Below are 23,435 nucleotides of genomic sequence, written 5' to 3'. Positions count from 1 at the left end.
GAATAATTCCAATTAAAGATCGAGATCTCAACGCGCTTCGAAAGAGTAATCAGCCGTGATCACGCGTCGAAACGTCTTGAAGGCGGGCGGGCTTCTCGGCCTTTCCGGCATCGGCCTGGGGATCGCGGGCGGCTGGCGGGCGGTGCGCGCGGCGGCGCCGATGGCGCTCAGGGCGCACGAAATCGAAGCCGTCCTCGACGGCAAGTCGCCGACCAGGGGCGTAATGACCTGGAACGACGGCCCGGAACCGCCGGTGATCCGGGTGCGCCAGGGCGATCCGTTCGCGGCCCGGCTGATCAACGGCCTGAGCGAGCCGACGACCATCCACTGGCACGGCCTGCGGATTGCCAACGCCATGGACGGCGTGCCCTTCCTCACCCAGCCCTACATCTACCAGAACCAGACCTTCGACTACGCCTTCGCGCCGCCGGACGCCGGCACCTTCTGGTACCACCCCCATTGCAACACGCTGACCCAGATGGGGCACGGGCTGGCCGGGCTGTTCATCGTCGAGAACCCCGACGACCCGCCGTTCGACCACGAGGTCGCCCTCAACCTCCGCGACTGGCGGCTCGACGGCAAGGGCCAGTTCATCGCCCAGTTCAAGCCGCGCACCGCCGCCCGCTCCGGCACCTTCGGCACCGTGAAGACGGCGAACTGGAAGGTGGCGCCACGCTATGACGCGCCGGCCGGCGGGCTCACGCGGGTCCGCATCGCCATCACCGACGTGACGCGAATCTACCGGTTCGGGCTGGAGGGTGCGACGGCTATGGTCATCGCGATCGACGGCAATCCGGTGGCCGAGCCCTTCCCGTTCGACACGCTCACCTTCGGCCCCGGCCAGCGCCTCGACCTCGCCGTGCTGATGCCGACGGAGGAAGGCGCGACGGCGCGGCTGATGAACTACCAGACCAGCAGCCCCTACGAGATCGCCAGCTTCCGGGCGACCGGCCAGCCGCTCGGCCGGAGCCTGGCCGACGTCACCGCGCTGCCCCGGAACCCGATCGGCGAGGCCGAACTCGGCAACGCCCCGGTGTTGCCCCTCGCCCTCTCCGCCACCGCCGAGGGCGCCCCGGTGACCGAGAGCTTCTGCGGCTCGCTCGGCTACAATTTCTGGGCCATCAACAAGGTGCCGTGGTCGGGCGACACACCCGATCCCCATGAACCGCTCTACGAGCTGAAGCTCGGCCGGTCCTACGTCCTCGAACTCGCCAACCGGACGCCGCATTCGCACCCGATGCACCTGCACGGCATGACGTTCAAGGTCCTGCAGTCGACCAAGGGCCCGGTACTGCCGCTCTACACCGACACCTACCTGATCCGGCCGGACGAGAAGGTGCAGCTCGCGCTCAAGGCCGACAATCCCGGCGACTGGGTGTTCCACTGCCACATCATCGAGCACCAGAAGACCGGCATGACCGGCTTCTTCCGGGTCAGCTGACGGTGCGCACGGATGCGCATCGCGCGCGCTGCGCAATAGCGCAAAAAAGCGCAGAAAAGCGCAGATTTGGGTGGCGAACGGTCACATTGCGGGACGAGACGAGGCGGACGCCGGCTTTGCGCGCACAGCCCCTCCAAGCTATTGGATTGCCTCAGGTTTCATGAACTGAGGTCGATCAGGCGCGCATCGATCGCGCTAGCGCCGCCGCAGGACGAAGCGCGACAGCGCGTTCTTGCGGCGCGCGAACGCGAGCTTGGAATTGCGCAGATAGTGCTCGAAGAAGTCGTACTTCTCCCGGTCCCAGGTGGCGACGATCTCGTCCTTCGCAGCGCGCAGGTTCCTGATCCACTGGTCGAGGGTGAGGATGTAGTCCTCCCGCCGGTTCTCCAGATATTCCAGCCGGAACAGCGGATGGCTGGCGGTCACCACCTCGTCGATGAACGGGATGTCGGACTGGGGGAACACGGTCTCGGGGATCCAGGTCTTGGCTTCCTCGAAGGTGGGCGTGTCCCAGACTATGGTCTGCAGCGAGACCAGGCCGTTCGGCACCAGATTGGCGTGGCAGATCTCGAAGAACCTCCGGTAGGCCTCGATCTTCTGGGACTTGTCCATGGCCGGGCGGGCGAAGTGCTCGAACGCCCCGACCGACACGATCCCGTCGAACGTGCCCTCCAGCGTCGCCTCGTAGACGTCCTCCAGCCGGACCTCGACGCCCGGCAGGTTGCGCCCGACGATGTGGTCGCGCTGGTCCCTGGAGAGCGTCAGCCCGAGCGCCCCGCGCGCCTCGTATTCGGTGACCGCTGCGGCGAGGACCGCCCCCCATCCGCAGCCGACGTCGAGAATGCGCGCGCCGGGCTTCAGCTGCAGCGCGTCGAGGTGAAAGCGGATCTTCGCCCACTGGGCGTCGTGGAGGTTGTCGAGAACGGGTTCCGCCCGGTTCGGAACGTGAAAGCGCGCGGCGCTGTAGCTGAGCGTCTTGTCGAGGAACAGCGAGAAGAAGCGAGTCTCGTTGTCGTAGTGGTACTGGATGGCCTCCGACGCCGAAAGCGTCCCCGCCGTCTCCCGGTCGACGGGCCGGAATGCCTCTCGCTGGTTCATCGGCTGAGCCTCCACCCGGCGCGCCCGCTGCCCGGCAGCGCGCACCCACAATCCGAAGCGGGCGCCCCGCCCCCGCAATCCAGAGGCGAGTATTGCGTCACAGGCGCCGGGGTTCAAGGGCCGCTGCGCGCACGAAAAAGCCCGCGCGAAGGGGCGCGGGCTTCCTGCAGATTGCAACCTGCTCGGCAACGAAGGTCCGCCTGAGGCGGACCCGGGTCCGCTGCGGACCCTGCTACATGCCCATCGCCTTGGCGACCCGGTCGGAGACCGTGTCGAGGAAGCCGGTGGTCGACTGCCACGACTGGTCGGCACCGACCAGCAGCGCCAGGTCCTTCGTCATGTGACCGTCCTCGATCGCGCCGACCGTCTCCCGCTCCAGCGTCTCGGCGAAGGTCTTGAGGTCGTCGTTGTTGTCGAGCTTCGCCCGGTGGGCGAGGCCCCGCGACCACGCGAAGATCGACGCGGTGGAGTTGGTGGAGGTCTCCTCGCCGCGCTCGTGCTGGCGGAAGTGGCGGGTGACGGTGCCGTGCGCGGCCTCGGCCTCGACCGTCTGTCCGTCCGGGGTCATCAGCACCGAGGTCATCAGGCCGAGCGAGCCGAAGCCCTGGGCGACGATGTCCGACTGCACGTCGCCGTCGTAGTTCTTGCACGCCCACACGTAGCCGCCCGACCACTTCAGCGCCGCGGCGACCATGTCGTCGATCAGGCGGTGCTCGTAGGTCAGGCCGGCCTTGTCGAACTGCGCCTTGAACTCGGCGTCGAAGATCTCCTGGAAGATGTCCTTGAAGCGGCCGTCATAGGCCTTCAGGATCGTGTTCTTCGTGGAGAGGTAGACCGGAACGTTGCGCATCAGGCCGTAGTTCAGCGAGGCCCGGGCGAAGTCCTTGATGGACTCGTCGAGATTGTACATCGCCATCGCGACGCCGGAGCCGGGTGCATCGAACACGTCGTGCTCGATGGTCTGGCCGTCCTCGCCGACGAACTTGATGGAGAGCTTGCCCTTGCCGGGGAAGCGGAAGTCGGTGGCGCGGTACTGGTCGCCGTAGGCGTGGCGGCCGACGATGATCGGCTTCGTCCAGCCGGGCACCAGCCGCGGCACGTTGCGGCAGATGATCGGCTCGCGGAAGATCACGCCGCCGAGGATGTTGCGGATGGTGCCGTTCGGCGACCGCCACATCTTCTTCAGGCCGAATTCCTCGACGCGCGCCTCGTCCGGGGTGATCGTCGCGCACTTCACGCCGACGCCGCAGGCCTTGATCGCGTTGGCCGCATCGATCGTGATCTGATCGTCGGTCTCGTCCCGCTTCTGAACGCTGAGGTCGTAGTACTGAAGGTCGATGTCGAGATAGGGATGGATCAGCTTCGTCTTGATGTAGTCCCAGATGATCCGGGTCATCTCGTCGCCGTCGAGCTCGACGACCGGGTTATCGACTTTGATCTTTGCCATGTGGGAACGGACCTCGGTGCTTAGCCTGGACGGACCGGAGCCGGCGGGAGGACCCCGGCGGCCGGTCGCACGCGAAAAATTCTGGGTGCGGCCGTTCTTCTAGGTCATGACACCCGAAAAGTGAAGAATGGGCGTCGCATTCCGCCCGCCGGCGGACCAACAAATGCGCGCGTCCCCGGCCCCAGGCCCCGGGATGGCCACCGCAGCGGTGCGGCGCGGCTCAGTTGGAGCCGCCGAACCTGTACTCGGCCAGGATCTCTTCGATCTGCCCGTTCGCGTCGGCGCGGCCGATGCCGATGCCCACGACCGAACCCGTGGCCGTCGGCCATGCCGAGTTCGGCGAGCTTGTCGCTGACCGCCATGACCGTGTCCTCGATCTCGCCCGACGGGATCGCATAGACATTGATGCTGCCGGCCGACGCCGTGGACGCTGCAGCGAACAGGGTGGCGGCCATGATGGCGGTGCCAAGGAAACGGGGGATCATTCGAGCGTGCCTCCGATTGCCGCCAGCCTCGTGCCGACGATCGACCGCACCTTGCCGCCGTCCGATGACCGGCGGGTGACAGGATGCGCGGCCCCTCCGCCCCCCGGGACGCGGCGCCGCGCCGGGGCGCCTCCCGGGCTCGCCTGTTGCACTTTCACCGCGTTTTCATTAGAGATTTTCCAGCGGTCCGACCGGGCCGTTCATTCGGGTGATCAAACCGGGAAACCCAGCGTGCCCGTCGAGCAGACGAAAAAGCTCCGGATCGCACTGACAACGGACGCCGCAAGCGCCCGCACCCTTCTTCTCGGCCGGATTCTTCTCCTTAGCTGCCCCTGAGTGCTGTCGGCCCGTTCGGGCAGGCTCTCAGGGGAGGATTGACGAGGCGAACCCAGGACACCCTCGGCCCCGGCGCATTCCCGACATCAGCCTGCGCGGGCCGACCTTGAGAAGGACATTGCCATGACCACCCAGACCCCGACGGTCGACGCGCCGGCCGAGATCAAGATCTTCGACACCACCCTGCGCGACGGCGAGCAGTCGCCCGGCGCCTCCATGACGCTTGAAGAGAAGGTGCAGGTCGCCGAGGTGCTCGATGCGATGGGCGTCGACATCATCGAGGCCGGCTTCCCGATCGCCTCGAACGGCGACTTCGAGGCGGTGCAGACCATTGCCCGGCGCACCGAGCACTCGGTGATCGCCGGCCTCGCCCGGGCCGTCATCGCCGACATCGACCGCGCCGGCGAAGCCGTCCGCGACGCCCGCCGCGGCCGCATCCACACGTTCGTGTCGACCTCGCCGATCCATCTCGCCCACCAGATGATGAAGAACCAGGACGAGGTTCTCGACATCATCACCGCAACCGTCGGCCGGGCCCGCAACCTGATCGACGACGTGGAGTGGTCGGCGATGGACGCGACGCGCACGCCGCTCGACTATCTGTGCCGCTGCGTCGAGGCGGCCATCAAGGCCGGCGCCACCACGATCAACCTGCCCGACACCGTCGGCTACGCGACGCCCGACGAGTACCGGGCCATGTTCGAGACGATGATCGAGAAGGTGCCCGGTGCCGACGAGGTGACCTTCTCCGTCCACTGCCACGACGACCTGGGCATGGCGGTGGCCAACTCGCTCGCGGGCGTCGCCGGCGGCGCGCGCCAGATCGAGTGCACCATCAACGGCCTCGGCGAGCGGGCGGGCAACGCCGCGCTGGAAGAGGTGGTGATGGCGATCCGCACCCGCGGCGACGTGCTGCCCTACCGCACCAACATCGACCCGTCCTTCATGATGCGGGCCTCCAAGCTGGTCTCGACGGTCTCCGGCTTCCCGGTCCAGTACAACAAGGCGATCGTCGGCAAGAACGCGTTCGCCCACGAGTCGGGCATTCACCAGGACGGCATGCTGAAGCATGCGGAGACCTACGAGATCATGAAGCCGGAGGACGTCGGCGTGAAGTCGACCTCCCTGGTGATGGGCAAGCATTCCGGCCGCCATGCCTTCCGCGAGAAGCTGAAGGAGCTGGGCTTCGAACTGGGCCAGAACGCCTTCGAGGACGCCTTCAAGCGCTTCAAGGATCTCGCCGACCAGAAGAAGCACGTCTACGACGAGGACATCGAGGCACTGGTCGAGGATCAGATGGCGATCGCCGGCGAGACCATGCGGGTGATCTCGCTGACCGTCATCGCGGGCACCGGCGCGCCGCAGAAGGCGATCGTCACCATGGAGATCGACGGCCGCCACGTGACCCAGGAGGCCCAGGGCTCAGGTCCGGTCGACGCCACCTTCAACGCGATCAAGCAGATCGTGCCGCACGAGGCGCGGCTGTCGCTCTACCAGGTCCACGCGGTGACCGAGGGCACCGACGCCCAGGCCGAGGTCTCGGTGCGGCTGGAGGACGGCGGCCGGATCGCTTCGGGCCGCGGCGCCGACGTGGACACCATGGTCGCCTCCGCGAAGGCCTATGTGGCCGCGCTCAACAAGATCGCCATCAAGCGCATCCACGCCCAGGGCGTGCGCGAGGCCTCTTAACCTCCTCGCCCGGCGACGAAAACAGAAGGCCCGCGATCGCAGGATCGCGGGCTTTTTTCGTGCCGGGCGGCTGCGCGTTCTGCGCGCGCAGCGTGGGCGGCAGACTGCGCGAAATTGCGCGAATCTGCGCGTTTTTGCGCGCGCGCACGCACCCTATCCCGCAGCGGGCCCGCCCTTCGCCAGCACCGCGAAGATGTCCGGGCGCCGGCGCGCGATGACCCTCAGGTCGTCCTCCGGGAGGATCAGGAGGCGGGCCGTCACCGTGGCCACCACCGGCCCGTCGGTCCCGAGGTCCGTCAGCACAATCGGCCCGCCGAACATGTCCCCCTCGCGGAAGATCACCGGCTCGGGCGGTTCGTCCTTCACCGCCTCGCCGGCGGGGACATCCCCGTCCGAATCGGCTTCGTCGTCGCCCCGGTCCGGGGGCATCGGCTCGCCTTCCAGGGTCCCGAACACCAGGATGTGCAGGTCGGCGGGGGTCTCGTGCAGGTGCACCACGATGTCGCCGGGGTGGTACGTGCGGGCGACGAGCCGCGGCATGATGCGGACGATGGTGGCCGCGTCGAGGCTGGCGAAGGCCGGCACCCGGCCGATCATCCCCCAGGTGATGGTGAAATCGCGCCGGCGGATGACCTCGGCGAACGACGACGACAGGATGGCGGTCGGAAGCGCGATGAAGGCGAAGCCGACCACCATGGTCGCGACCGCGATGAAGCGGCCCAGCGGCGTCACCGGCACCGCGTCGCCGTAGCCGACCGTGGTGATCGTCACCACCGCCCACCAGAGCGACTTGGCGATGCTGCCGAAGATCTCCGGCTGCACGGCGCGCTCGGCGTGGGTGATGCTGGTGGCGGCGATCAGCACGACCGCCACCAGGATGACGGAGCAGGCGAGCAGCGCGCGGCGCTCGGCGAACACCGCCTCGCCGAGCGCCGCCATGCCGCTGGAATAGCGAAACAGCTTCAGGAGCCGCACGACCCGGAGGAACAGGAACGACGACAGGTCGATGGCCACGAAAGGCGCCGCTGCCAGCGGCAGGATCACCATGCCGTCGATGAGCGCCGCCGGGGTCAGCGCATAGCGCAGGCGCGCCTTCCAGTGCGGCAGCCCGTGATAGCGCGGATGCTCGACGGCCGACCAGATCCGCGCCGCGTATTCGACGGCGAACAGCAACAGCGTCGCCACTTCGATGACGACGAACAGCGTCTCGTGGCCACGCCGGATCTCCGGGCTGGTTGCTGCAAGTCCGATGACGACGTTGAAGACGACCAGCGCGATCAGCGCGTAGCGCAGCGCCAGCGCCCACGGATCGGGCGATCCGTCGCTCTCCAGCAGGAAGTAGGCCTTGCGCCGGGCCCTCTCGCGCCAGCCCATCGGGGCCGGACGCGCCACCGAAATGGGCGAGCGCCTGCGACCGTTCCCCGGTCCACGCCCCGCGGTGCGGCCGTCCGATGCCATACAGCCCCTCCCCGCTTCGCGTGCCCGTACGACCGGACCCGGCGCCTCCCCCGATCGGCCGACATCACCGGATCGACGAGAATGGACCCCGGACCGACGACCTTGCGCCGTTTCGTCGCGTCCGGATCGACGCGACCCGGACAGGAAACACTTTAGCCGACGGCCGCGACGGCCGCCTCGACCGCGGCGATGGCGGCAGCCGCATCGGCGGCGTTCGGACCGCCGGCCTGGGCGAGATCCGGCCGTCCGCCGCCGCCCTTGCCGCCGAGCGCCTCGGATCCGGCGCGTACCAGATCGACGGCGTTGAACCGGCCCGTCAGGTCGCTGGTCACGCCCACCACGATGCCAGCCTTGCCGTCGTCGGCGCGGCCGATGACCGCCACGACACCGGATTCGATCTTCCGCTTGGCGTCGTCGACCAGGCTCTTCAGGTCCTTGCCGCCGATCCCGTCGACGATGCGGCCCATGAAGCGGATCGAGCCGACCGTCTTCACCTCGTCGCCGCCGCCGGCGACCGCCGGCCCGGCGAGCGCGAGCTTCTTGCGGACGTCGGCGAGTTCGCGCTCCAGTCGGCGCTTGTCCTCCATGAGGGCGGCGGCGCGCTCGACCACGTCGGCAACCGACACCTTCAGTGCGCCGGCGACCTCGCGCAGGCGCTGGTCCTGCCCCTCCAGGTAGCGGCGCGCGTGATCGGCGGTGAACGCCTCGATGCGGCGCACGCCGGCCGACACGGCCGATTCGGAGGCGACCGTCACTAGCCCGATCTCGCCGGTGCGACCGACATGGGTGCCGCCGCACAGCTCCATCGAGTAGACCCGCTCGCGCCCGTCGGCGGCCGCCTCGTGGCCCATCGACACGACCCGGACCTCGTCGGAATATTTCTCGCCGAACAGCGCCATCGCGCCCGCCGCGACGGCATCCTCCAGCGCCATCAGACGGGTAGAGACGCGGTCGTTCTGCAGCACGATGCGGTTGGCTATGTCCTCGATCCTGGCGAGGTCTTCCGCCGAGATCGGCTTGTTGTGGGAGAAGTCGAAGCGCAGCCGGTCGGGGGCGACGAGCGAGCCCTTCTGGGCGACATGGGTGCCGAGCACCTGCCGCAGCGCCTCGTGGATGAGATGGGTGGCGGAATGGTTGGCGCGGATCGACGTGCGGCGCGCCGCCTCGATCGCCAGGTCCACCGCCAGGTCGCGGACGAGGACGCCCTCCTCGACGGTGCCGAGGTGCACGAAGACGCCGTCGGCCTTCTTCTGGGTGTCGGTCACCCGGAAGCGCACGCCCTGGGCGGAGATGGTGCCGGTGTCGCCGACCTGGCCACCCGATTCGCCGTAGAACGGCGTCTGGTTCAGCACCACGGCGCCGCTCATGCCGGTCTCGAGCTGGTCGACCTCCTTGCCGTCGGCGACCAGCGCGGTGACGATCGCCTCGGCGACGTCCGTCTCGTAGCCGAGGAAGTCTGTCGCCCCGACCCGGTCCTTGACCGCAAACCAGACGGTCTCGACGGCGGCGTCGCCGGAGCCGGACCAGGCCTTGCGGGCCTCGGCGCGCTGGCGCTCCATCGCCGCGTCGAAGCCGGCGACATCGACGGTGAGGCCGCGGCCGCGCAGCGCGTCCTGGGTGAGGTCGAGCGGGAAGCCGTAGGTGTCGTAGAGCTTGAACGCCGTCTCGCCGTCGAGCGTCGCGCCCTGTCCAAGCGGCTCGGTCGCCTCGTCGAGCAGCGCAAGACCGCGCTCCAGCGTGCGGCGGAAGCGCTCCTCCTCGAGCTCCAGCGTCTCGGCGATCATGTCCTCGGCGCGGCCGAGCTCCGGATAGGCGCGGCCCATTTCGCGGACCAGCGTCCGCACCAGCCTGAAGATCACCGGATCGCGCGCGCCCAGGAGCTGGGCGTGGCGCATGGCGCGCCGCATGATCCGGCGCAGCACGTAGCCGCGGCCCTCGTTGGACGGCATCACCCCGTCGGCGATGAGGAAGCTCGTCGCACGCAGATGGTCGGCGATCACCTTGTGGCTGACCGCCTGGGCCCCTTCGGCCGGAACGCCGATGAGGTCCTCCGAGGCGCCGATCAGCGCGCGGAACAGGTCGATGTCGTAGTTGTCGTGGACGCCCTGGAGGACCGCGGCGACGCGTTCCAGCCCCATGCCGGTGTCGATCGACGGCTTCGGCAGGGCCAGCCGCTCGCCGCCCGGCTGCTGGTCGAACTGCATGAACACGAGGTTCCAGATCTCGATGAACCGGTCGCCGTCCTCGTCGGGCGAGCCGGGCGGACCGCCCGGAACGTCCGGACCGTGGTCGAAGAAGATTTCCGAGCACGGTCCGCAGGGGCCGGTGTCGCCCATCTGCCAGAAGTTGTCGGAGGTGGCGATCCGGATGATCCGGTCCTCCGGCAGCCCGGCGATCTTCTTCCAGAGGTCGTAGGCCTCGTCGTCCTCGGAATAGACGGTGGCGATCAGCCGGTCGGCCGGCAGCCCGAACTCCTTGGTGACCAGGTTCCAGGCGAGCTCGATCGCCCGGTCCTTGAAATAGTCGCCGAAGGAGAAGTTGCCCATCATCTCGAAGAAGGTGTGGTGGCGGGCCGTGTAGCCGACGTTGTCGAGGTCGTTGTGCTTGCCGCCGGCGCGCACGCACTTCTGGGCGGTCACGGCGCGCGGGATGGCGCGGTGCTCGTGGCCGGTGAAGACGTTCTTGAACTGCACCATTCCGGCGTTGGTGAACATCAGCGTCGGGTCGTTGCGCGGGACGAGCGAGCTCGACGGCGCGATCTCGTGACCCTCACGCGCAAAATAGTCCAGGAAGTGGGACCGGATTTCGTTGACGCCGCTCATGAAACTGCCCGTTGGTACCGGCGGCTCCCGCCGGATCTTCGTTTTGCCGGATTTATAGACGTGCACCCGGTCCTGTCCACCGCACGTCTGCGATCGAAGTGAACGCCGGCGGCGCAACCCGGTCCGGGCGCCCGCGCGAGGGCCGTCGCCGCAGGGTGCGGTCTCCGGCCGCGGACTGCCGGTCGGCGAGCCCTGCGATGTCCGCAGGACGCATCGGGCGGAGGCGACCGGGGGTCCCCGGCGGCTGCCGCCCGGACCGAGATGTAGCACGTTCCGTGGGCTCGTCGCGCCCGGCGCGGACACCGGCGTTCCCGAGCCGCGGCGCCCAAACGCAAAGCGGCCGACCTTTCGGGGCCGGCCGTCTTCGGGACACTCGCCGCAACGCTGACGAACCCGTCGGTCCGGATCGCTGCCACCGCCGCGGGCGCAGGCCCGGTGCGTCTTCCGACCACATCGGGCTGTCTGGTCGGCCGCAGCTTCGGCATCAATGCCGTCCGCAGTCGTCTCCGGTCAGGCTGGGTCGACCCGACCAGCACAGGCTCCGGTTCACGACGAAGCCAGGTCCGATCAACCTGACGCCATGAACCGTGGCCGGCAGTAACCGTGGCCGGCGGTGAAATCCCGGAACGGGATGCGAGCGGAACGCCGGCATCCCGCTGTCCTCATCCCGCTCTAGCCGTCGGCAGCGAGGTCGGCTTCGCTGCCTTCCGCGTCCGGCTCCGCCTGGCCGACGATGCGCTCGGCGATCAGGCCGGCATTCTGCCGGATCGCCGCCTCGATCGTGGCCGCCACGTCCGGATGATCGCGCAGGAACTGCTTGGAGTTCTCGCGCCCCTGCCCGAGCCGCTGGCTGTCGTAGGAGAACCAGGCGCCGGACTTCTCGACGATGCCGCCCTTGACGCCCAGGTCGAGGAGCTCGCCCACCTTCGACACGCCCTCGCCGTACATGATGTCGAACTCGACCTCGCGGAACGGCGGGGCCAGCTTGTTCTTCACCACCTTCACGCGGGTCTGGTTGCCGACCACCTCGTCGCGGTCCTTGATCGCGCCGATGCGGCGGATGTCGAGGCGGACCGAGGCGTAGAACTTGAGCGCGTTGCCGCCGGTGGTGGTTTCCGGCGACCCGAACATGACGCCGATCTTCATCCGGATCTGGTTGATGAAGATGACCATCGTGTGCGAGCGCGAGATCGAACCGGTGAGCTTGCGCAGCGCCTGGCTCATCAGCCGCGCCTGCAGGCCGGGCAGCTGGTCGCCCATCTCGCCCTCGAGTTCGGCGCGCGGCGTGAGCGCCGCGACCGAATCGATCACCAGCACGTCGATGGCGCCGGAGCGGACCAGCGTGTCGCAGATTTCCAGCGCCTGCTCGCCGGTATCGGGCTGCGAGATCAACAGATCCTCGATCCCCACCCCGAGCTTGCGCGCATAGATCGGATCGAGCGCGTGCTCGGCGTCGATGAACGCGCAGATGCCGCCCTTCTTCTGGGCTTCCGCCACCGTGTGCAGCGCCAGCGTCGTCTTGCCGGACGATTCCGGACCGTAGATCTCGACGACGCGCCCGCGCGGCAGCCCGCCGATCCCGAGCGCGATGTCCAGGCCCAGCGAGCCGGTCGGCACGGACTCCACCTCGACCACCTGGCCGGCGCCAAGCTTCATGATGGAGCCTTTGCCGAACGAACGCTCGATCTGGGAGACCGCCGCGTCCAGCGCCTTGCTTTTGTCCATGGAGGATCCCTCGACCAACTTCAGATTCGACTGCGCCATTCGTGGTCTCCTATGTCTCACGACGCCGGGAACGTTTCAAACAAGCTGAGTGTACTCGTTTTGTTCATGTTCGCAATATGTTCTTTTTTCACGGTTGCAGTTTCATCCTTTCGATGGCGCCAATCGGCCGGGCCCGCGCGGCACGTTCGCTCCGCCGGACAGCCCGGAGAATCAATTCGATGGCGATTTGTCCTGCCCCTCCCGTAACATACTGCGAACCAAAAGGGGTGGGCGCCGTTGACCATCGTCGCGGTCTCGGGTCCGCACGCCCTCAGCACGATCGGGACACGCATGCTTTCCAAGTGGCAATGGATCCTCCTGCAGATCACGAGAAAGCTGTGGGTTCGCGCCAGCCTGTTCGCGGTGCTCGCCGTCATCTCGGCGCTCGCGGCCACCGTCATCGGCCCGTTCATCCCCTACGAGCTGTCGGCTTCCATCGGCGCGGACGCCGTCGACGACATCCTCAAGATCCTCGCCTCCAGCATGCTGGCGGTCACCACCTTCTCGCTGAGCGTGATGGTGACCCACTACTCGTCGGTGACCAGCAACGTGACGCCGCGCGCCACCCGGCTCCTGTTGCAGGACAGCACCGCCCAGAACGCGCTCGGGACCTTCATCGGCTCGTTCCTGTTCAGCCTCGTCGGGATCATCGCGCTGTCCACCGGGGCCTACGGCGAGCGCGGCCGGGTGATCCTGTTCGCGGTCACCACCGTCGTCGTGCTGCTGATCGTGCTGACCATGCTGCGCTGGATCGACCATCTGTCGAGCATGGGGCGGATCGAGGAACCGACCGAACGGGTGGAAGACGCCACCCGCTCCGCCCTGGCCGCCCGGGGCCGCAGCCCGACGCTGGGCGCCCGGCCGCTCGGCTCCGTTCCGCCCGACGCGGTGGCCATCTACCCGGATCGGGTCGGCTACGTGCAGCATCTGGCGATGTCGGGCCTGGCGGACATCGCCGAGGACCACGCCGTCGACATCTACATCAACGCGCCGCCCGGCCGCTTCGTCCATCCCCGGTTTCCGCTGGCCTGGGTGAACGGCAACGACATCGAGGACGCCCGCACGCTGATCGCCAGCTCGTTCTCCATCGACGACCTGCGCACCTACGACAGCGACCCGCGCTTCGGCCTGTCTGTGCTCGCCGAAATCGCCTCGCGGGCGCTCTCGCCCGGCATCAACGACCCGGGCACGGCGATCGACATCATCGGCCGCGGGGTGCGCGTTCTCGCCGAATGGCACGCGACCGCTGAGGCGGCCGAGGATGGCGAACAGCTCTATTCGCGGATCTGGATCGCCCGTCTGGAGACCGACGACCTGTTCGAGGACATGTTCACGCCGATCGCCCGCGACGGCGCGGGCTTCGCCGAGGTGCAGATCCGGCTCCAGAAGGCCTTCACGGCGCTGGCGGAGATCGGCGGCCCCGAGTTCGCCGCCTGCGCGTACCGGCAGTCGGAAATGGCGCTCAAGCGCAGCGAGGCCGCGCTCCACCTGGAGGAGGAAAAGGACCGGGTGCGCGCCGTCGCGATGGCCGCAAAAACACCGGCGCCGGATGCCGCTCGGCCATGAGTCCGCCGCGATGGTGGCTGTAAGCTCCGCCTCAGGCGGCCCCGTCCCCCCGCCGGCGCCGGCCTGACAGCCGGGCTTCCCGGGGTTCACGCGACGTGGATCTGCAGCTCGCCTTCATCCTCGCCCTCATCTTCGTCATCCACCTGGTCGGCACCCTCGCCTACGCGTTCCGCATCGCCGGCGTCCGCACCGGGCGGATCGCCACGGCGCTGTCGCTGTTCAACATCCTCGTGCTGGTGTCGCGCACGTCGAACTCGTTCCAGGGGCCGTTCATCGCCAAGCGGGTGGAGACCGACATTCTCGGCCTGGTGGCGCATCCGCTGCTGCTCGACTTCAGCCTGATCCTCGGGGCGGCCTCGCTCGCCACCATCGTCGGGGGGCTGATGATCCCCACCATGCAGCGCATCGCGGTGAGCGGCGTCGACCGCTTCGCCCGCGACCGCTCGGTGCCCCGGCTGGTCGCCCGGGCGATGGCGCCTTCGGGGCTCGCCGTGCTCAGGCGCTCGCTGGCGCTGCCGCGGCTGGCGAACCTCCGGGGCCTCAGCCCCGGTCGCGACGTTTCCTGGTCCATCCTGGTGCTGAACGTCGTGGCGAACGCCCTGTGGACGGTGGGCGTGCTCGCGGCCATCTACGCGGGCACGATCGATCCCGCCTTCCGCGTCACCGCCGCGACCCTGTCATCCATCGTCAACGGGGTTGCCACGATCGCACTGTTCGTGGTGATCGATCCCTACCTTGCCGGCCTGACCGACGACGTGGTGCGGGGCCGCGAAAGCGAACCGCGATTCCGGCGGGTCGTGGTGTGGATGGTCGCAAGCCGGCTGCTGGGAACCTTGCTCGCACAGGCGCTGCTGGTCCCCAGCGCCTACCTGATCGCCTGGATCGCGCGGCTGATCTGAGGCGGAACCGCCAGCGCGCACGGGACGCCGGCACGCGCGGAAGCCGCCCCACAATCCAATGCGGGACGGCTCCTGGTGACATCGCAGCGTCAGGCCATTTCTGATCGATCCGGCGAGTCGAGCCCGCCTGATCGGAACGGGCCCTAGCGGTAGACGGAGATGGCGCGGCCGCCGACGGTGGCGCCGTTGAAGTTGTCGGCCTGGGTCGCCAGCAGGGTGGCGACGTTGCCGCCCTCGCTGTTCTTCAGCACGATCTGCTTGCCGGACAGCTCCCAGGCCGAGACCTTGGACAGTTCCTCGCCCTGACAGCCCCGCGTCGAGGCCCGGTAGCCGCCGGTCCAGGTGGTGAGCGTCATGAACAGCTGGCAGGTTTCACCGCCGGAGGTGACGCCCCAGCCGCCGAGAAGATCCGTGCGCTGCAGTTCGAGCGCAGACGTCTGGTCGGGCAGCGCGGCGACCTGGGTTTCGGTGGCAACCTGTTCTTCCACGACCGGCTCCTGCACCGGAGGCGGGGTCGGCTCGATCGGGCGAAGCTGGCCCGAACTCACCGGCTGGCTCGGCGTGGCGGGAAGCGGGGACGCATAGCGCGTCGAGGTGCTGGAGCAGCCGGCCAGGGCAACGGCGGTGGCCAGGAGCGCGAAGGTCCATGTCTTGAAGGGCATTTCGTCAGACTTCCTATTCCGCTTCCTCGATCGGGATACAGATCCAACAACGTGTTTGGTCGCAGAAAGTTTATGCAACCTTGACGTCTGTCGGCAGTTTTTCCGGTTTTTTTTCGCACGCCCAGTCTACCGGGTCATCCATCGCTCTTTCATGACCCGCCGAAACGGCCTCAATCGGGCGCCTCGCATGCCCCGTCTTCCGGTCCAGGGCTGTCACTCCGCAGGACGTCCGGCCGCGCCGGGCGGCTTTCGGCACGGCGCGCCTACGTGCGTGCCCGTCACCACCCAGGAACGGCAAAGGTGGTGGCCGGTTTGCCGACCGCAACCCGCAGCCCGGCAGCAGCGTCGTCCAGGTCTCGTCAGGTCGGCCTGGCTCGGCCTGAAGCCGTCTTTGATCCGGGAGCTTGATCCGGGAGCGCCCCAACCCGGTCACGCGCCCGCCACACTGTGCAGTGCACAATGAGCATAGCTGGTTCCCGGCACCTTGTCTTGTTTCGGCGATCCGCCGAACCTATTCAGGGTATACGCGAGAAATCACCTGGGATGGAAGCCTGAGCGCGGGTTGTCTTCGGATTGCAGGAGCAACCAAATGCCGCACCGCAACATAAACATCACCGATCGGACCGGCCTGTGCCGGCGCCTGCGGACAAGCGACGAAGAAAGCTTCCGCGAGCATCTTCTGCGCCTCGATACCATCACCCGGCGCGGCCGCTTCGGCCTCGCCGTTTCCGAGCATTTCCTCGAAGCCTACGCCGCACGCACGATGGCGAGCGAAGCGATCCTGTATGGATATTTCGAGGACGAGGTCCTGCGCGGCGTGTCCGAACTGCATCCGCTGGGGACGATGGACATCGCCACGGCGGAAGCGGCCTTTTCGGTGGAGCGCGACTGGCAGGGCCGGGGAATCGGCTCGACGCTCATGGAGCGCATTCTGGCCGCGGCCTGCGCGCGCAGCATCCGCCGGGTCATCGTGACCTGCCAGGCCTCCAACCGCACCATGCGCCGCCTCGCGGCCGGCTTCGCCGCCGATCTGGAGATCATCGGCGACGAGGTCGTCGGGCACGTGTCCACCCCGCGTCCGACCGCCTTCACCTTTGCGCGCGAGGCGATCGAGGAAAGCTACAACGTCGCCAACGTCATGTTCGACGTGGGCCGGCTGCTGACCGCGCGCGGCTGACCGGCAGGACGCCTGCGCGTATTCGCGGCGATCAGGCGTCCCTGCTCACCTAGAGCATCGACGGCAGGACGCGGTCCGGCGGGCGATGCCCGTCCATGAAGGTGCGGATGTTGATGATCACCTTCTCGCCCATGTCGATGCGGCCCTCGATGGTCGCCGACCCCATGTGCGGCAACAGGACGACCTTGCCCGTCCGCGTCAGCGCCATCAGCTTGGGATTGACCGCCGGCTCGTGCTCGAACACGTCCAGCCCGGCGCCGGCGAGGTCGCCGGCCTCCAGGAGCCGAATCAGCGCCGTCTCGTCCACCACGTCGCCGCGGGCGGTGTTGACGATGTAGGCCTCGGGCCGCATCAGCTTCAGCCGGCGCGCCGACAGGAGGTGGAAGGTCGCCGGGGTGCGCGGGCAGTGCACCGACACCACGTCCATCCGGGCCAGCATCTGGTCGAGGCTGTCCCAGTAGGTGGCCTCCAGGCTTTCCTCAAGGTCGGAGGAAACGCGCCGGCGGTTGTGGTAGTGGATCGACATGCCGAAGGCCTTCGCCCGCCGCGCCACCGCGGTTCCGATCCGGCCCATGCCGACGATGCCGAGGCGCTTGCCCCAGATGCGCCGCCCCAGCATCCAGGTCGGCGACCACCCGCCCCATTCGTCCGCCTCGACCGCGCGGATGCCGTCGATCAGCCGGCGCGGCACGGCCAGCATCAGCGCCATGGTCATGTCGGCGGTGTCCTCGGTGAGGACGCCCGGGGTGTTGGTCACGGTGATGCCGCGGTTGGTCGCGGTGTCGACGTCGATGTTGTCCACACCGTTGCCGAAGTTCGCGATCAGGCGGAGATTCGGGCCGGCCTGGGACAGCACCGCCGCATCGATGCGATCGGTGATCGTCGGCACAAGGACGTCGGCGGTCTTCGCCGCTTCGACGAGCTCGGCCTGGGTCAACGGCCGATCGTCGAGATTGAGCCGCGTCTCGAAGAGCTCGCGCATGCGGGTCTCAACGGCATCCGGCAATTTCCGGGTGACCACCACCAGAGGCTTTTTCTTTGCCATCGCGCGCCACTCGCCAGAGCTGTTGAAGCTTCCTTTACCCTATACCGGCAAGCGTCCATCTCAGCAGACGGCCACCCCCCGGCACAAGGTCAGAACGTCTAGCAGACCGCGCCTGAAACTCAACTCGGCACTGTGCGCCCGCCGCAACGGTGGCTGATGGGCGGGCGGGCCGGATCGGGAGGCACGCCCGGGACAGCCGCACACACCGACGCGAGGAAACGCCCCGTGACCGCCCCTTCCGACACCCCGATTTGATCGCCGCCGGGGATCGGCTAGGGTTCCAGGATCCACCCATGAGCCAGGCAGTGTCCCTATTGACCCAAGCACTCACGCGCCGGCGCTGGCTCGCCGGCCTGTTCTTCGCCGCAGGCATCGTTGCGTGCCTGCCTCTTGCCGCCCACGCCCAGACGCCCGGCACCGTCCAGAAGGGACCGAGCGGCCTGCCGCTGCCGCGCTTCGTGAGCCTGAAGTCAAACGAGGTGAACGTGCGTGCCGGTCCCGGCACCGACTACGCGGTGAAATGGACCTTCAAGCGGACCGGATGGCCCGTGGAGGTCGTCCAGGAGTTCGACAACTGGCGCCGCATCCGTGATTCGGACGGCGCGGAGGGCTGGGTCTATCACAGCCTGCTGGCGTCGCGCCGCACCGCGCTCGTGGCCCCCTGGCGCACCGACCCGGTGCCGCTCTACGCGGGCCGGGACGACACTGGACGCGTCGCGGCCCTGCTGGAGCCGAAGGTGCTGGGCGACGTCAAGGCCTGCGACGGGGTCTGGTGCGAGGTGTCCGGCACCAACTGGCAAGGCTTCATCTCGCAGAAGACGCTGTTCGGGGTCTACCCGAACGAGACCTTCGACTGACCGCCAGCCCCGCCCCTGCGACCCGTGCACCCCAAACGCAAATCGGCGCCCCGAGGGCGCCGATCACACAGTCTGGCCAGTGGACTGGGCCGACGAACCGTCGGTCTAGCTGCGCTGGATCGGCCGGATGCGCACCACCACGTCGACGCGGACGATCTCCATGCCTTCCGGCGGGGTCGGAACGTCGTCGATCGACAGGCCGCTGCCGGGAATGTCGACCACCGAATTGTCCAGCTCGTTGAAGAAGTGGTGATGGTCGGTGACGTTGGTGTCGAAATAGGTCTTGGTGCCGTCCACCGCGACTTCCCGAAGGAAGCCGGCCTGGGTGAACTGGTGCAGCGTGTTGTAGACGGTCGCGAGCGACACCGGCACGCGGGCCGAAATCGCCTCCTCGTGCAGCTGCTCCGCCGAAATGTGACGGTTGCCGTGCCGATACAGGATGTCGGCGAGCGCGACGCGCTGGCGTGTCGGACGGAGCCCTGCTTCACGAAGCATCGATTTGATGTCGCGCGCAGTCGCGGCCGCATGAAGGTGGTCGTGATGCGAGCGGGCAACCTGCATCGCTGTCTCCTTGTCTCCGACGGTGGTCCGAACGCGTGGGCGTCCAGTGTAGCCGAAACAAAGCCGTGCCTGTTCCGGCCGATTGGTACAACAGTCAATATCGTTGCGTATGTAACCGTATTAAAAGCCGATCACAATAGTCTAAATTAGCAGCGCGCACCGCCTGCCGCAACATTCCCCCGATGGCCCGGCCACGATGTCGCAGCCGCCGGTCGAGACAGCCCTCCGCAACGGTGGCTTTGCGACCCGGATTGCCTGTGTTAGGAACTCGCCCGTCGCGTGTTCCTCGCGATTGTTCACAGAACGCGGGACGGGGAACGGGGCGGCGAGAGCCTCGAGCGGAATGGCGTGCCGGACGGTACCGCCGCAACGCGCTCGGGCCAAGGGGAAACAAGGAATCTATACCGGCATGACCACTGAAGAACGCCGCTCCAGTTTCGAGTACGAAGATCTCCTGGCGTGCGGTCGCGGTGAGCTGTTCGGTCCCGGCAACGCGCAGCTTCCGCTTCCGCCGATGCTGATGTTCGATCGCATCTCGTCGATCGGCGAGGACGGCGGCGCGCACGGCAAGGGCCACATCACCGCCGAACTTGAAGTGCGGCCCGACCTCTGGTTCTTCGCCTGCCACTTCAAGGGCGACCCGGTGATGCCGGGCTGCCTGGGCCTCGACGCCCTGTGGCAGATGCTCGGCTTCCACCTTGGCTGGCTCGGTGCGCCGGGCCGCGGACGCGCCCTGTCGACGAGCGAAGTGAAGTTCACCGGCATGGTGCTGCCGACGGTGAAGAAGCTCGAGTACGGCGTCGATGTGAAGCGCATCATGCGGTCGCGACTGACCCTCGGCATCGGCGACGGGTGGGTGAAGGCCGACGGAGAGCAGATCTTCAGCGCCCAGGGGCTGCGGGTCGGCCTCTTCGTGGACGAAGCACCGGCCGCCGCCTGATCAGCGAGCCGCCTGCCCTGCCGGCGGCTTGACTGGAACGAACGGCAGCCTTGTGGCTGCGGCCTGGTCGCTCCAGCTTATAGGAATTGGTCACGATCGCGGGCGATGGGTGCCATCACCCATCCTGATCGTGCTCCAGAGGCATTTGGACTCGCCGGGAGGTCCAGGAAATGATCAGCTTCGATGTGATGGAGCACCGGGCAGGCGCCGTCGCCCGCCCCGGCCGCTTCAGCGCCGGCGAACACCTACGGAGGCCTGAATGAGACGTGTCGTCGTCACCGGCATGGGGATCGTGTCGTCGATCGGCAACAACACCGATGAGGTTCTGGCCTCGCTGCGCGACGCCAGGCCAGGCGTGGTGCGGGCAGAGAAATATGCCGAACTCGGGTTCCGCTCGCAGGTTCACGGCGCGCCGACGCTGAACGCGGAAGACGTCGTCGACCGCCGGGCCATGCGCTTCCACGGCGGCGGCACCGCCTGGAACCATGTCGCCATGGACCAGGCCATCGCCGACGCAGGGCTGGAGGAGAACGAGATCTCCAACATCCGCACCGGCATCATCATGGGCTCCGGCGGACCGTCGACCCGGACGATCGTCGAGGCGGCCGACATCACCCGCGACAAGGGTCCGCGCCGCGTCGGACCGTTCGCGGTCCCGAAGGCGATGTCGTCCACCGCATCGGCGACACTCGCCACCTGGTTCAAGATCAAGGGTCTCAACCACTCGATCGCCGCCGCCTGCGCAACCACCAACATCTGCATCGGCTCGTCTTACGAGCAGATCCAGATGGGCAAGCAGGACATCATGTTCGCCGGCGGCTGCGAGGAGCTGGACTGGACGCTGTCCGTCCTGTTCGACGCCATGGGCGCCATGTCCAGCAAGTACAACGACACGCCGGCCAAGGCCTCGCGCGCCTATGACGCGAACCGCGACGGCTTCGTCATTTCCGGCGGCGCCGGCGTGCTGGTGCTTGAAGAGCTCGAACACGCCAAGGCGCGCGGCGCGACCATTCACGCCGAGATCGTCGGCTACGCCCACACCTCCGACGGCGTCGACATGGTGGCACCGTCCGGTGAAGGCGGCGCGCGTTGCATGCGCCTGGCCGTCGACCAGGCCGGCTGCACGATCGATTACATCAACCCGCACGCGACCTCGACGCCGATCGGCGACCTGCGCGAGATCGAGGCGATCCAGACCGTGTTCGGCGACAACATTCCGCCCATTTCGGCGACCAAGTCCCTGACCGGTCACTCGCAGGGGGCCGCGGGCGTCCACGAGGCGATCTACTCGCTCCTGATGATGAAGAACCGCTTCATCTGCGAATCGGCCAACATCGAAACGATTGATCCGGCGTTTGCGAACATGCCGATCGTGCGTGAGCGTCAGGACAACGTCGATCTGGAATGCGTCATGTCGAACGCCTTCGGGTTCGGCGGCACCAATGCGTCCATCGTGTTGAAGCGCTACGACGGGTAGTCGGCTCCGGGCCCTTGCCCGGCGTCCCTTAGACATCGGAACGGCAAGAGCGGAACGGACCGTTCTGCTCCAGGAGGTTGATCGAATGGCGGGAGTGATGGCGGGCAAGCGCGGCCTCGTGATGGGCGTCGCGAACAACCATTCGATCGCTTGGGGTATCGCCAAGCGCCTCGCCGACGAGGGCGCCGAAGTTGGCTTCACGTATCAGGGCGACCAGTTCGGCCGGCGCGTGAAGCCGCTGGCCGATTCCGTGAACTCGCCGTTCGTGGTGCCGTGCGATGTGGAGGACACCGCCTCCGTCGACGCCGTGTTCGAGACGGTGCGGGAGACGTGGGGCTCGATGGACTTCCTCGTCCACGCGATCGCCCATTCCGATCGCAACGAGCTCAAGGGCCGCTACTGCGACACCAGCCGCGAGAATTTCGTGCGCACCATGGTGATCTCCTGCTTCTCGTTCACCGAGGCGGCCAAGCGCGCCGCCGCGCTGATGACCGACGGCGGCTCGATCGTGACGCTCACCTACGGCGGCGCCAGCCGCGTCATGCCGAACTACAACGTGATGGGCGTCGCCAAGGCCGCGCTCGAATCGTCGGTGCGTTATCTCGCCTCCGACCTCGGCGAGCAGAACATCCGCGTCAACGCGATCTCGGCAGGTCCCGTGCGCACGCTCGCCGGCGCCGGCGTCACCGACGCGCGGCTGATGTTCAACTACCAGCGCAAGCACGCGCCGCTGCGCCGCACGGTGACCATCGACGAGATCGGCGGCACCGGCCTGTACCTGCTGTCGGACCTGTCGAGCGGCGTGACCGGCGAGATCCACTTCGTCGATTCCGGCTACAACATCATCTCCATGCCGCAGCTCGACGAGCTCAAGGCCGAAGAGCGCCGCGAGCTGGTCGAGGAAGAGATGGAGGCGGCGGGGCGGCCGATCGAGCCGACCCGCGCGAGCGGATGAGCCAGTCCGGCCGCGCGGTCGGCGCGGCGGACCGTCTGCTGATCAAGATCTGCGGGCTGACCGATGCGGCCGCCGTCGACGCCGCCCTCGATGCCGGCGCGGACATGATCGGCCTCGTGTTCTTTCCGCCGAGCCCACGCCACCTGTCGCTTCAAGACGGCGCCGCGCTGGCCGCGCGCGCCCGGGGCCGCGCCGGGATCGTGGCGCTGACCGTCGATGCCGACGATCAGACGCTGGCGGACATCGTGCGCACCGTGGCGCCGACCATGCTGCAGTTCCATGGGTCGGAGAGCCCCGACCGCGTCCGCGCGGCGCAGGCCGCCCACGGGCTGCCCGTGATGAAGGCAATCGGCATCGCGACATCGGCCGACCTCGCCCGCCTCGACCTCTACCGCGATGTCGCCGATCACCTGCTGCTGGACGCCAAGCCGCCCCGGGACGCGACCCGTCCCGGCGGTAACGGCGCCGCCTTCGACTGGTCGCTGCTCGCCACGCTTGACCCGAATTTGCGGTTCATGCTTTCCGGAGGGCTGGATCCCGACAGTGTCGCGGACGCGGTCATGCGCAGACGCCCCGCTGCGATCGACGTCTCGTCGGGCGTGGAGGCCGCGCCTGGCCGCAAGGACCCAGCCCTGATTGCCGCCTTCGTGGCTGCGGCGCGCAGGGCGGAGCGAGAGGGTTCGGGCCGCCTGCCCTATCGCGAGACCGCCTGACCGCCGCCAGCCGAGCGACCTGTCCCGAAACCCGAGCGAGCCG

General features: G+C 67.9%; 19 protein-coding genes. 10 read left to right on the top strand and 9 right to left on the bottom strand.

Features of this window, described 5'->3' with window-relative positions:
- The first annotated feature begins 55 nt into the window (after nt 1–55).
- On the top strand, nt 56–1,441 hold the full coding sequence (locus ACSSVZ_RS07475) for a multicopper oxidase family protein (RefSeq protein WP_453969168.1): 1,386 nt from the start codon (nt 56–58) through the stop codon (nt 1,439–1,441).
- A gap of 195 nt (nt 1,442–1,636) precedes the next feature.
- Here the strand turns inward: ACSSVZ_RS07475 and ACSSVZ_RS07470 are convergent, their stop codons facing one another.
- The 3 genes from ACSSVZ_RS07470 to ACSSVZ_RS07460 form a co-directional block, all read right to left on the bottom strand.
- Nucleotides 1,637–2,539 carry a class I SAM-dependent methyltransferase gene (locus ACSSVZ_RS07470; protein WP_453969167.1) on the bottom strand — a complete coding sequence of 301 codons (903 nt, stop codon included), beginning with the start codon at nt 2,537–2,539 and terminating at the stop codon, nt 1,637–1,639.
- A gap of 232 nt (nt 2,540–2,771) precedes the next feature.
- Nucleotides 2,772–3,986, bottom strand: coding sequence for an NADP-dependent isocitrate dehydrogenase (locus ACSSVZ_RS07465; RefSeq protein WP_453969166.1), 1,215 nt, complete (start codon nt 3,984–3,986; stop codon nt 2,772–2,774).
- A gap of 104 nt (nt 3,987–4,090) precedes the next feature.
- The gene (locus tag ACSSVZ_RS07460; RefSeq protein WP_453969165.1) at nt 4,091–4,471 is read right to left on the bottom strand and encodes a hypothetical protein; all 381 of its coding nucleotides are present in this window, start codon (nt 4,469–4,471) and stop codon (nt 4,091–4,093) included.
- Between the two features lie 459 nt (nt 4,472–4,930).
- Between ACSSVZ_RS07460 and ACSSVZ_RS07455 the strand changes: the two genes are divergently transcribed.
- Nucleotides 4,931–6,496, top strand: a complete 1,566-nt coding sequence (locus ACSSVZ_RS07455; RefSeq protein ID WP_453969164.1) for a 2-isopropylmalate synthase — start codon at nt 4,931–4,933, stop codon at nt 6,494–6,496.
- 153 nt (nt 6,497–6,649) lie between these two features.
- Here the strand turns inward: ACSSVZ_RS07455 and ACSSVZ_RS07450 are convergent, their stop codons facing one another.
- The 3 genes from ACSSVZ_RS07450 to recA all read right to left on the bottom strand — a co-directional run bounded on the left by ACSSVZ_RS07450 (nt 6,650) and on the right by recA (nt 12,540).
- Nucleotides 6,650–7,954: a cyclic nucleotide-gated ion channel gene (locus ACSSVZ_RS07450; protein WP_453969163.1), complete on the bottom strand. Its 1,305-nt coding sequence runs from the start codon at nt 7,952–7,954 to the stop codon at nt 6,650–6,652.
- 152 nt (nt 7,955–8,106) lie between these two features.
- Complete coding sequence (gene alaS, locus ACSSVZ_RS07445; RefSeq protein WP_453969162.1) at nt 8,107–10,776, bottom strand: alanine--tRNA ligase; 2,670 nt, start codon at nt 10,774–10,776, stop codon at nt 8,107–8,109.
- A gap of 672 nt (nt 10,777–11,448) precedes the next feature.
- Nucleotides 11,449–12,540: a recombinase RecA gene (gene recA, locus ACSSVZ_RS07440; protein WP_453969161.1), complete on the bottom strand. Its 1,092-nt coding sequence runs from the start codon at nt 12,538–12,540 to the stop codon at nt 11,449–11,451.
- Nucleotides 12,541–12,777: 237 nt separating this feature from the next.
- Between recA and ACSSVZ_RS07435 the strand changes: the two genes are divergently transcribed.
- Nucleotides 12,778–14,106: a DUF2254 domain-containing protein gene (locus ACSSVZ_RS07435; protein WP_453969160.1), complete on the top strand. Its 1,329-nt coding sequence runs from the start codon at nt 12,778–12,780 to the stop codon at nt 14,104–14,106.
- Nucleotides 14,107–14,201: 95 nt separating this feature from the next.
- Nucleotides 14,202–15,005, top strand: coding sequence for a lipid II flippase Amj family protein (locus ACSSVZ_RS07430; RefSeq protein ID WP_453969159.1), 804 nt, complete (start codon nt 14,202–14,204; stop codon nt 15,003–15,005).
- A gap of 143 nt (nt 15,006–15,148) precedes the next feature.
- On the opposite strand, the gene ACSSVZ_RS07425 is transcribed toward ACSSVZ_RS07430, so the two are convergent.
- Nucleotides 15,149–15,667, bottom strand: a complete 519-nt coding sequence (locus ACSSVZ_RS07425; RefSeq protein ID WP_453969158.1) for an AprI/Inh family metalloprotease inhibitor — start codon at nt 15,665–15,667, stop codon at nt 15,149–15,151.
- Between the two features lie 589 nt (nt 15,668–16,256).
- Between ACSSVZ_RS07425 and ACSSVZ_RS07420 the strand changes: the two genes are divergently transcribed.
- The gene (locus ACSSVZ_RS07420) at nt 16,257–16,844 is read left to right on the top strand and encodes an N-acetyltransferase family protein (RefSeq protein WP_453969157.1); all 588 of its coding nucleotides are present in this window, start codon (nt 16,257–16,259) and stop codon (nt 16,842–16,844) included.
- A gap of 49 nt (nt 16,845–16,893) precedes the next feature.
- On the opposite strand, the gene ACSSVZ_RS07415 is transcribed toward ACSSVZ_RS07420, so the two are convergent.
- Nucleotides 16,894–17,889: a 2-hydroxyacid dehydrogenase gene (locus ACSSVZ_RS07415; protein ID WP_453969156.1), complete on the bottom strand. Its 996-nt coding sequence runs from the start codon at nt 17,887–17,889 to the stop codon at nt 16,894–16,896.
- A gap of 293 nt (nt 17,890–18,182) precedes the next feature.
- Between ACSSVZ_RS07415 and ACSSVZ_RS07410 the strand changes: the two genes are divergently transcribed.
- Nucleotides 18,183–18,746, top strand: a complete 564-nt coding sequence (locus ACSSVZ_RS07410) for an SH3 domain-containing protein (protein WP_453969155.1) — start codon at nt 18,183–18,185, stop codon at nt 18,744–18,746.
- A 105-nt stretch (nt 18,747–18,851) separates the two neighbouring features.
- On the opposite strand, the gene irrA is transcribed toward ACSSVZ_RS07410, so the two are convergent.
- Nucleotides 18,852–19,307 carry an iron response transcriptional regulator IrrA gene (gene irrA, locus ACSSVZ_RS07405; RefSeq protein ID WP_453969154.1) on the bottom strand — a complete coding sequence of 152 codons (456 nt, stop codon included), beginning with the start codon at nt 19,305–19,307 and terminating at the stop codon, nt 18,852–18,854.
- A 409-nt stretch (nt 19,308–19,716) separates the two neighbouring features.
- Here irrA and fabA point away from each other — a divergent pair, with 409 nt between their 5' ends.
- The 4 genes from fabA (at nt 19,717) to ACSSVZ_RS07385 (ending at nt 23,392) form a co-directional block, all read left to right on the top strand.
- Nucleotides 19,717–20,247 carry a 3-hydroxyacyl-[acyl-carrier-protein] dehydratase FabA gene (gene fabA, locus ACSSVZ_RS07400; RefSeq protein ID WP_453969153.1) on the top strand — a complete coding sequence of 177 codons (531 nt, stop codon included), beginning with the start codon at nt 19,717–19,719 and terminating at the stop codon, nt 20,245–20,247.
- 259 nt (nt 20,248–20,506) lie between these two features.
- Entirely contained in the window at nt 20,507–21,724 is a 1,218-nt protein-coding gene (gene fabB, locus ACSSVZ_RS07395; protein WP_453969152.1) for a beta-ketoacyl-ACP synthase I, read from the top strand.
- 85 nt (nt 21,725–21,809) lie between these two features.
- A complete protein-coding gene (fabI, locus tag ACSSVZ_RS07390) occupies nt 21,810–22,679 on the top strand; it encodes an enoyl-ACP reductase FabI (protein ID WP_453969151.1) in 870 nt (289 codons plus the stop codon).
- Nucleotides 22,676–23,392: a phosphoribosylanthranilate isomerase gene (locus tag ACSSVZ_RS07385; RefSeq protein ID WP_453969150.1), complete on the top strand. Its 717-nt coding sequence runs from the start codon at nt 22,676–22,678 to the stop codon at nt 23,390–23,392. The genes fabI and ACSSVZ_RS07385 overlap by 4 nt, the downstream gene beginning before the upstream one ends.
- Nucleotides 23,393–23,435: the final 43 nt, after the last annotated feature.

The sequence above is a fragment of the Amorphus sp. MBR-141 genome (assembly GCF_053628695.1).
This window is presented reverse-complemented; position numbering and strand designations above follow the sequence as displayed.

Excerpts from the sequence above, each read along its gene's own strand:
- ACSSVZ_RS07420 (WP_453969157.1), top strand. The coding sequence starts at position 16,257 with ATGCCGCACCGCAACATAAACATCACCGATCGGACCGGCCTGTGCCGG.
- fabI (WP_453969151.1), top strand. The coding sequence starts at position 21,810 with ATGGCGGGAGTGATGGCGGGCAAGCGCGGCCTCGTGATGGGCGTCGCG.
- ACSSVZ_RS07385 (WP_453969150.1), top strand. The coding sequence starts at position 22,676 with ATGAGCCAGTCCGGCCGCGCGGTCGGCGCGGCGGACCGTCTGCTGATC.
- ACSSVZ_RS07425 (WP_453969158.1), bottom strand. The coding sequence starts at position 15,667 with ATGCCCTTCAAGACATGGACCTTCGCGCTCCTGGCCACCGCCGTTGCC.
- ACSSVZ_RS07470 (WP_453969167.1), bottom strand. The coding sequence starts at position 2,539 with ATGAACCAGCGAGAGGCATTCCGGCCCGTCGACCGGGAGACGGCGGGG.
- ACSSVZ_RS07465 (WP_453969166.1), bottom strand. The coding sequence starts at position 3,986 with ATGGCAAAGATCAAAGTCGATAACCCGGTCGTCGAGCTCGACGGCGAC.
- recA (WP_453969161.1), bottom strand. The coding sequence starts at position 12,540 with ATGGCGCAGTCGAATCTGAAGTTGGTCGAGGGATCCTCCATGGACAAA.
- fabA (WP_453969153.1), top strand. The coding sequence starts at position 19,717 with ATGACCACTGAAGAACGCCGCTCCAGTTTCGAGTACGAAGATCTCCTG.
- alaS (WP_453969162.1), bottom strand. The coding sequence starts at position 10,776 with ATGAGCGGCGTCAACGAAATCCGGTCCCACTTCCTGGACTATTTTGCG.
- ACSSVZ_RS07450 (WP_453969163.1), bottom strand. The coding sequence starts at position 7,954 with ATGGCATCGGACGGCCGCACCGCGGGGCGTGGACCGGGGAACGGTCGC.
- ACSSVZ_RS07455 (WP_453969164.1), top strand. The coding sequence starts at position 4,931 with ATGACCACCCAGACCCCGACGGTCGACGCGCCGGCCGAGATCAAGATC.
- ACSSVZ_RS07410 (WP_453969155.1), top strand. The coding sequence starts at position 18,183 with ATGAGCCAGGCAGTGTCCCTATTGACCCAAGCACTCACGCGCCGGCGC.
- fabB (WP_453969152.1), top strand. The coding sequence starts at position 20,507 with ATGAGACGTGTCGTCGTCACCGGCATGGGGATCGTGTCGTCGATCGGC.
- ACSSVZ_RS07460 (WP_453969165.1), bottom strand. The coding sequence starts at position 4,471 with ATGATCCCCCGTTTCCTTGGCACCGCCATCATGGCCGCCACCCTGTTC.
- ACSSVZ_RS07415 (WP_453969156.1), bottom strand. The coding sequence starts at position 17,889 with ATGGCAAAGAAAAAGCCTCTGGTGGTGGTCACCCGGAAATTGCCGGAT.
- irrA (WP_453969154.1), bottom strand. The coding sequence starts at position 19,307 with ATGCAGGTTGCCCGCTCGCATCACGACCACCTTCATGCGGCCGCGACT.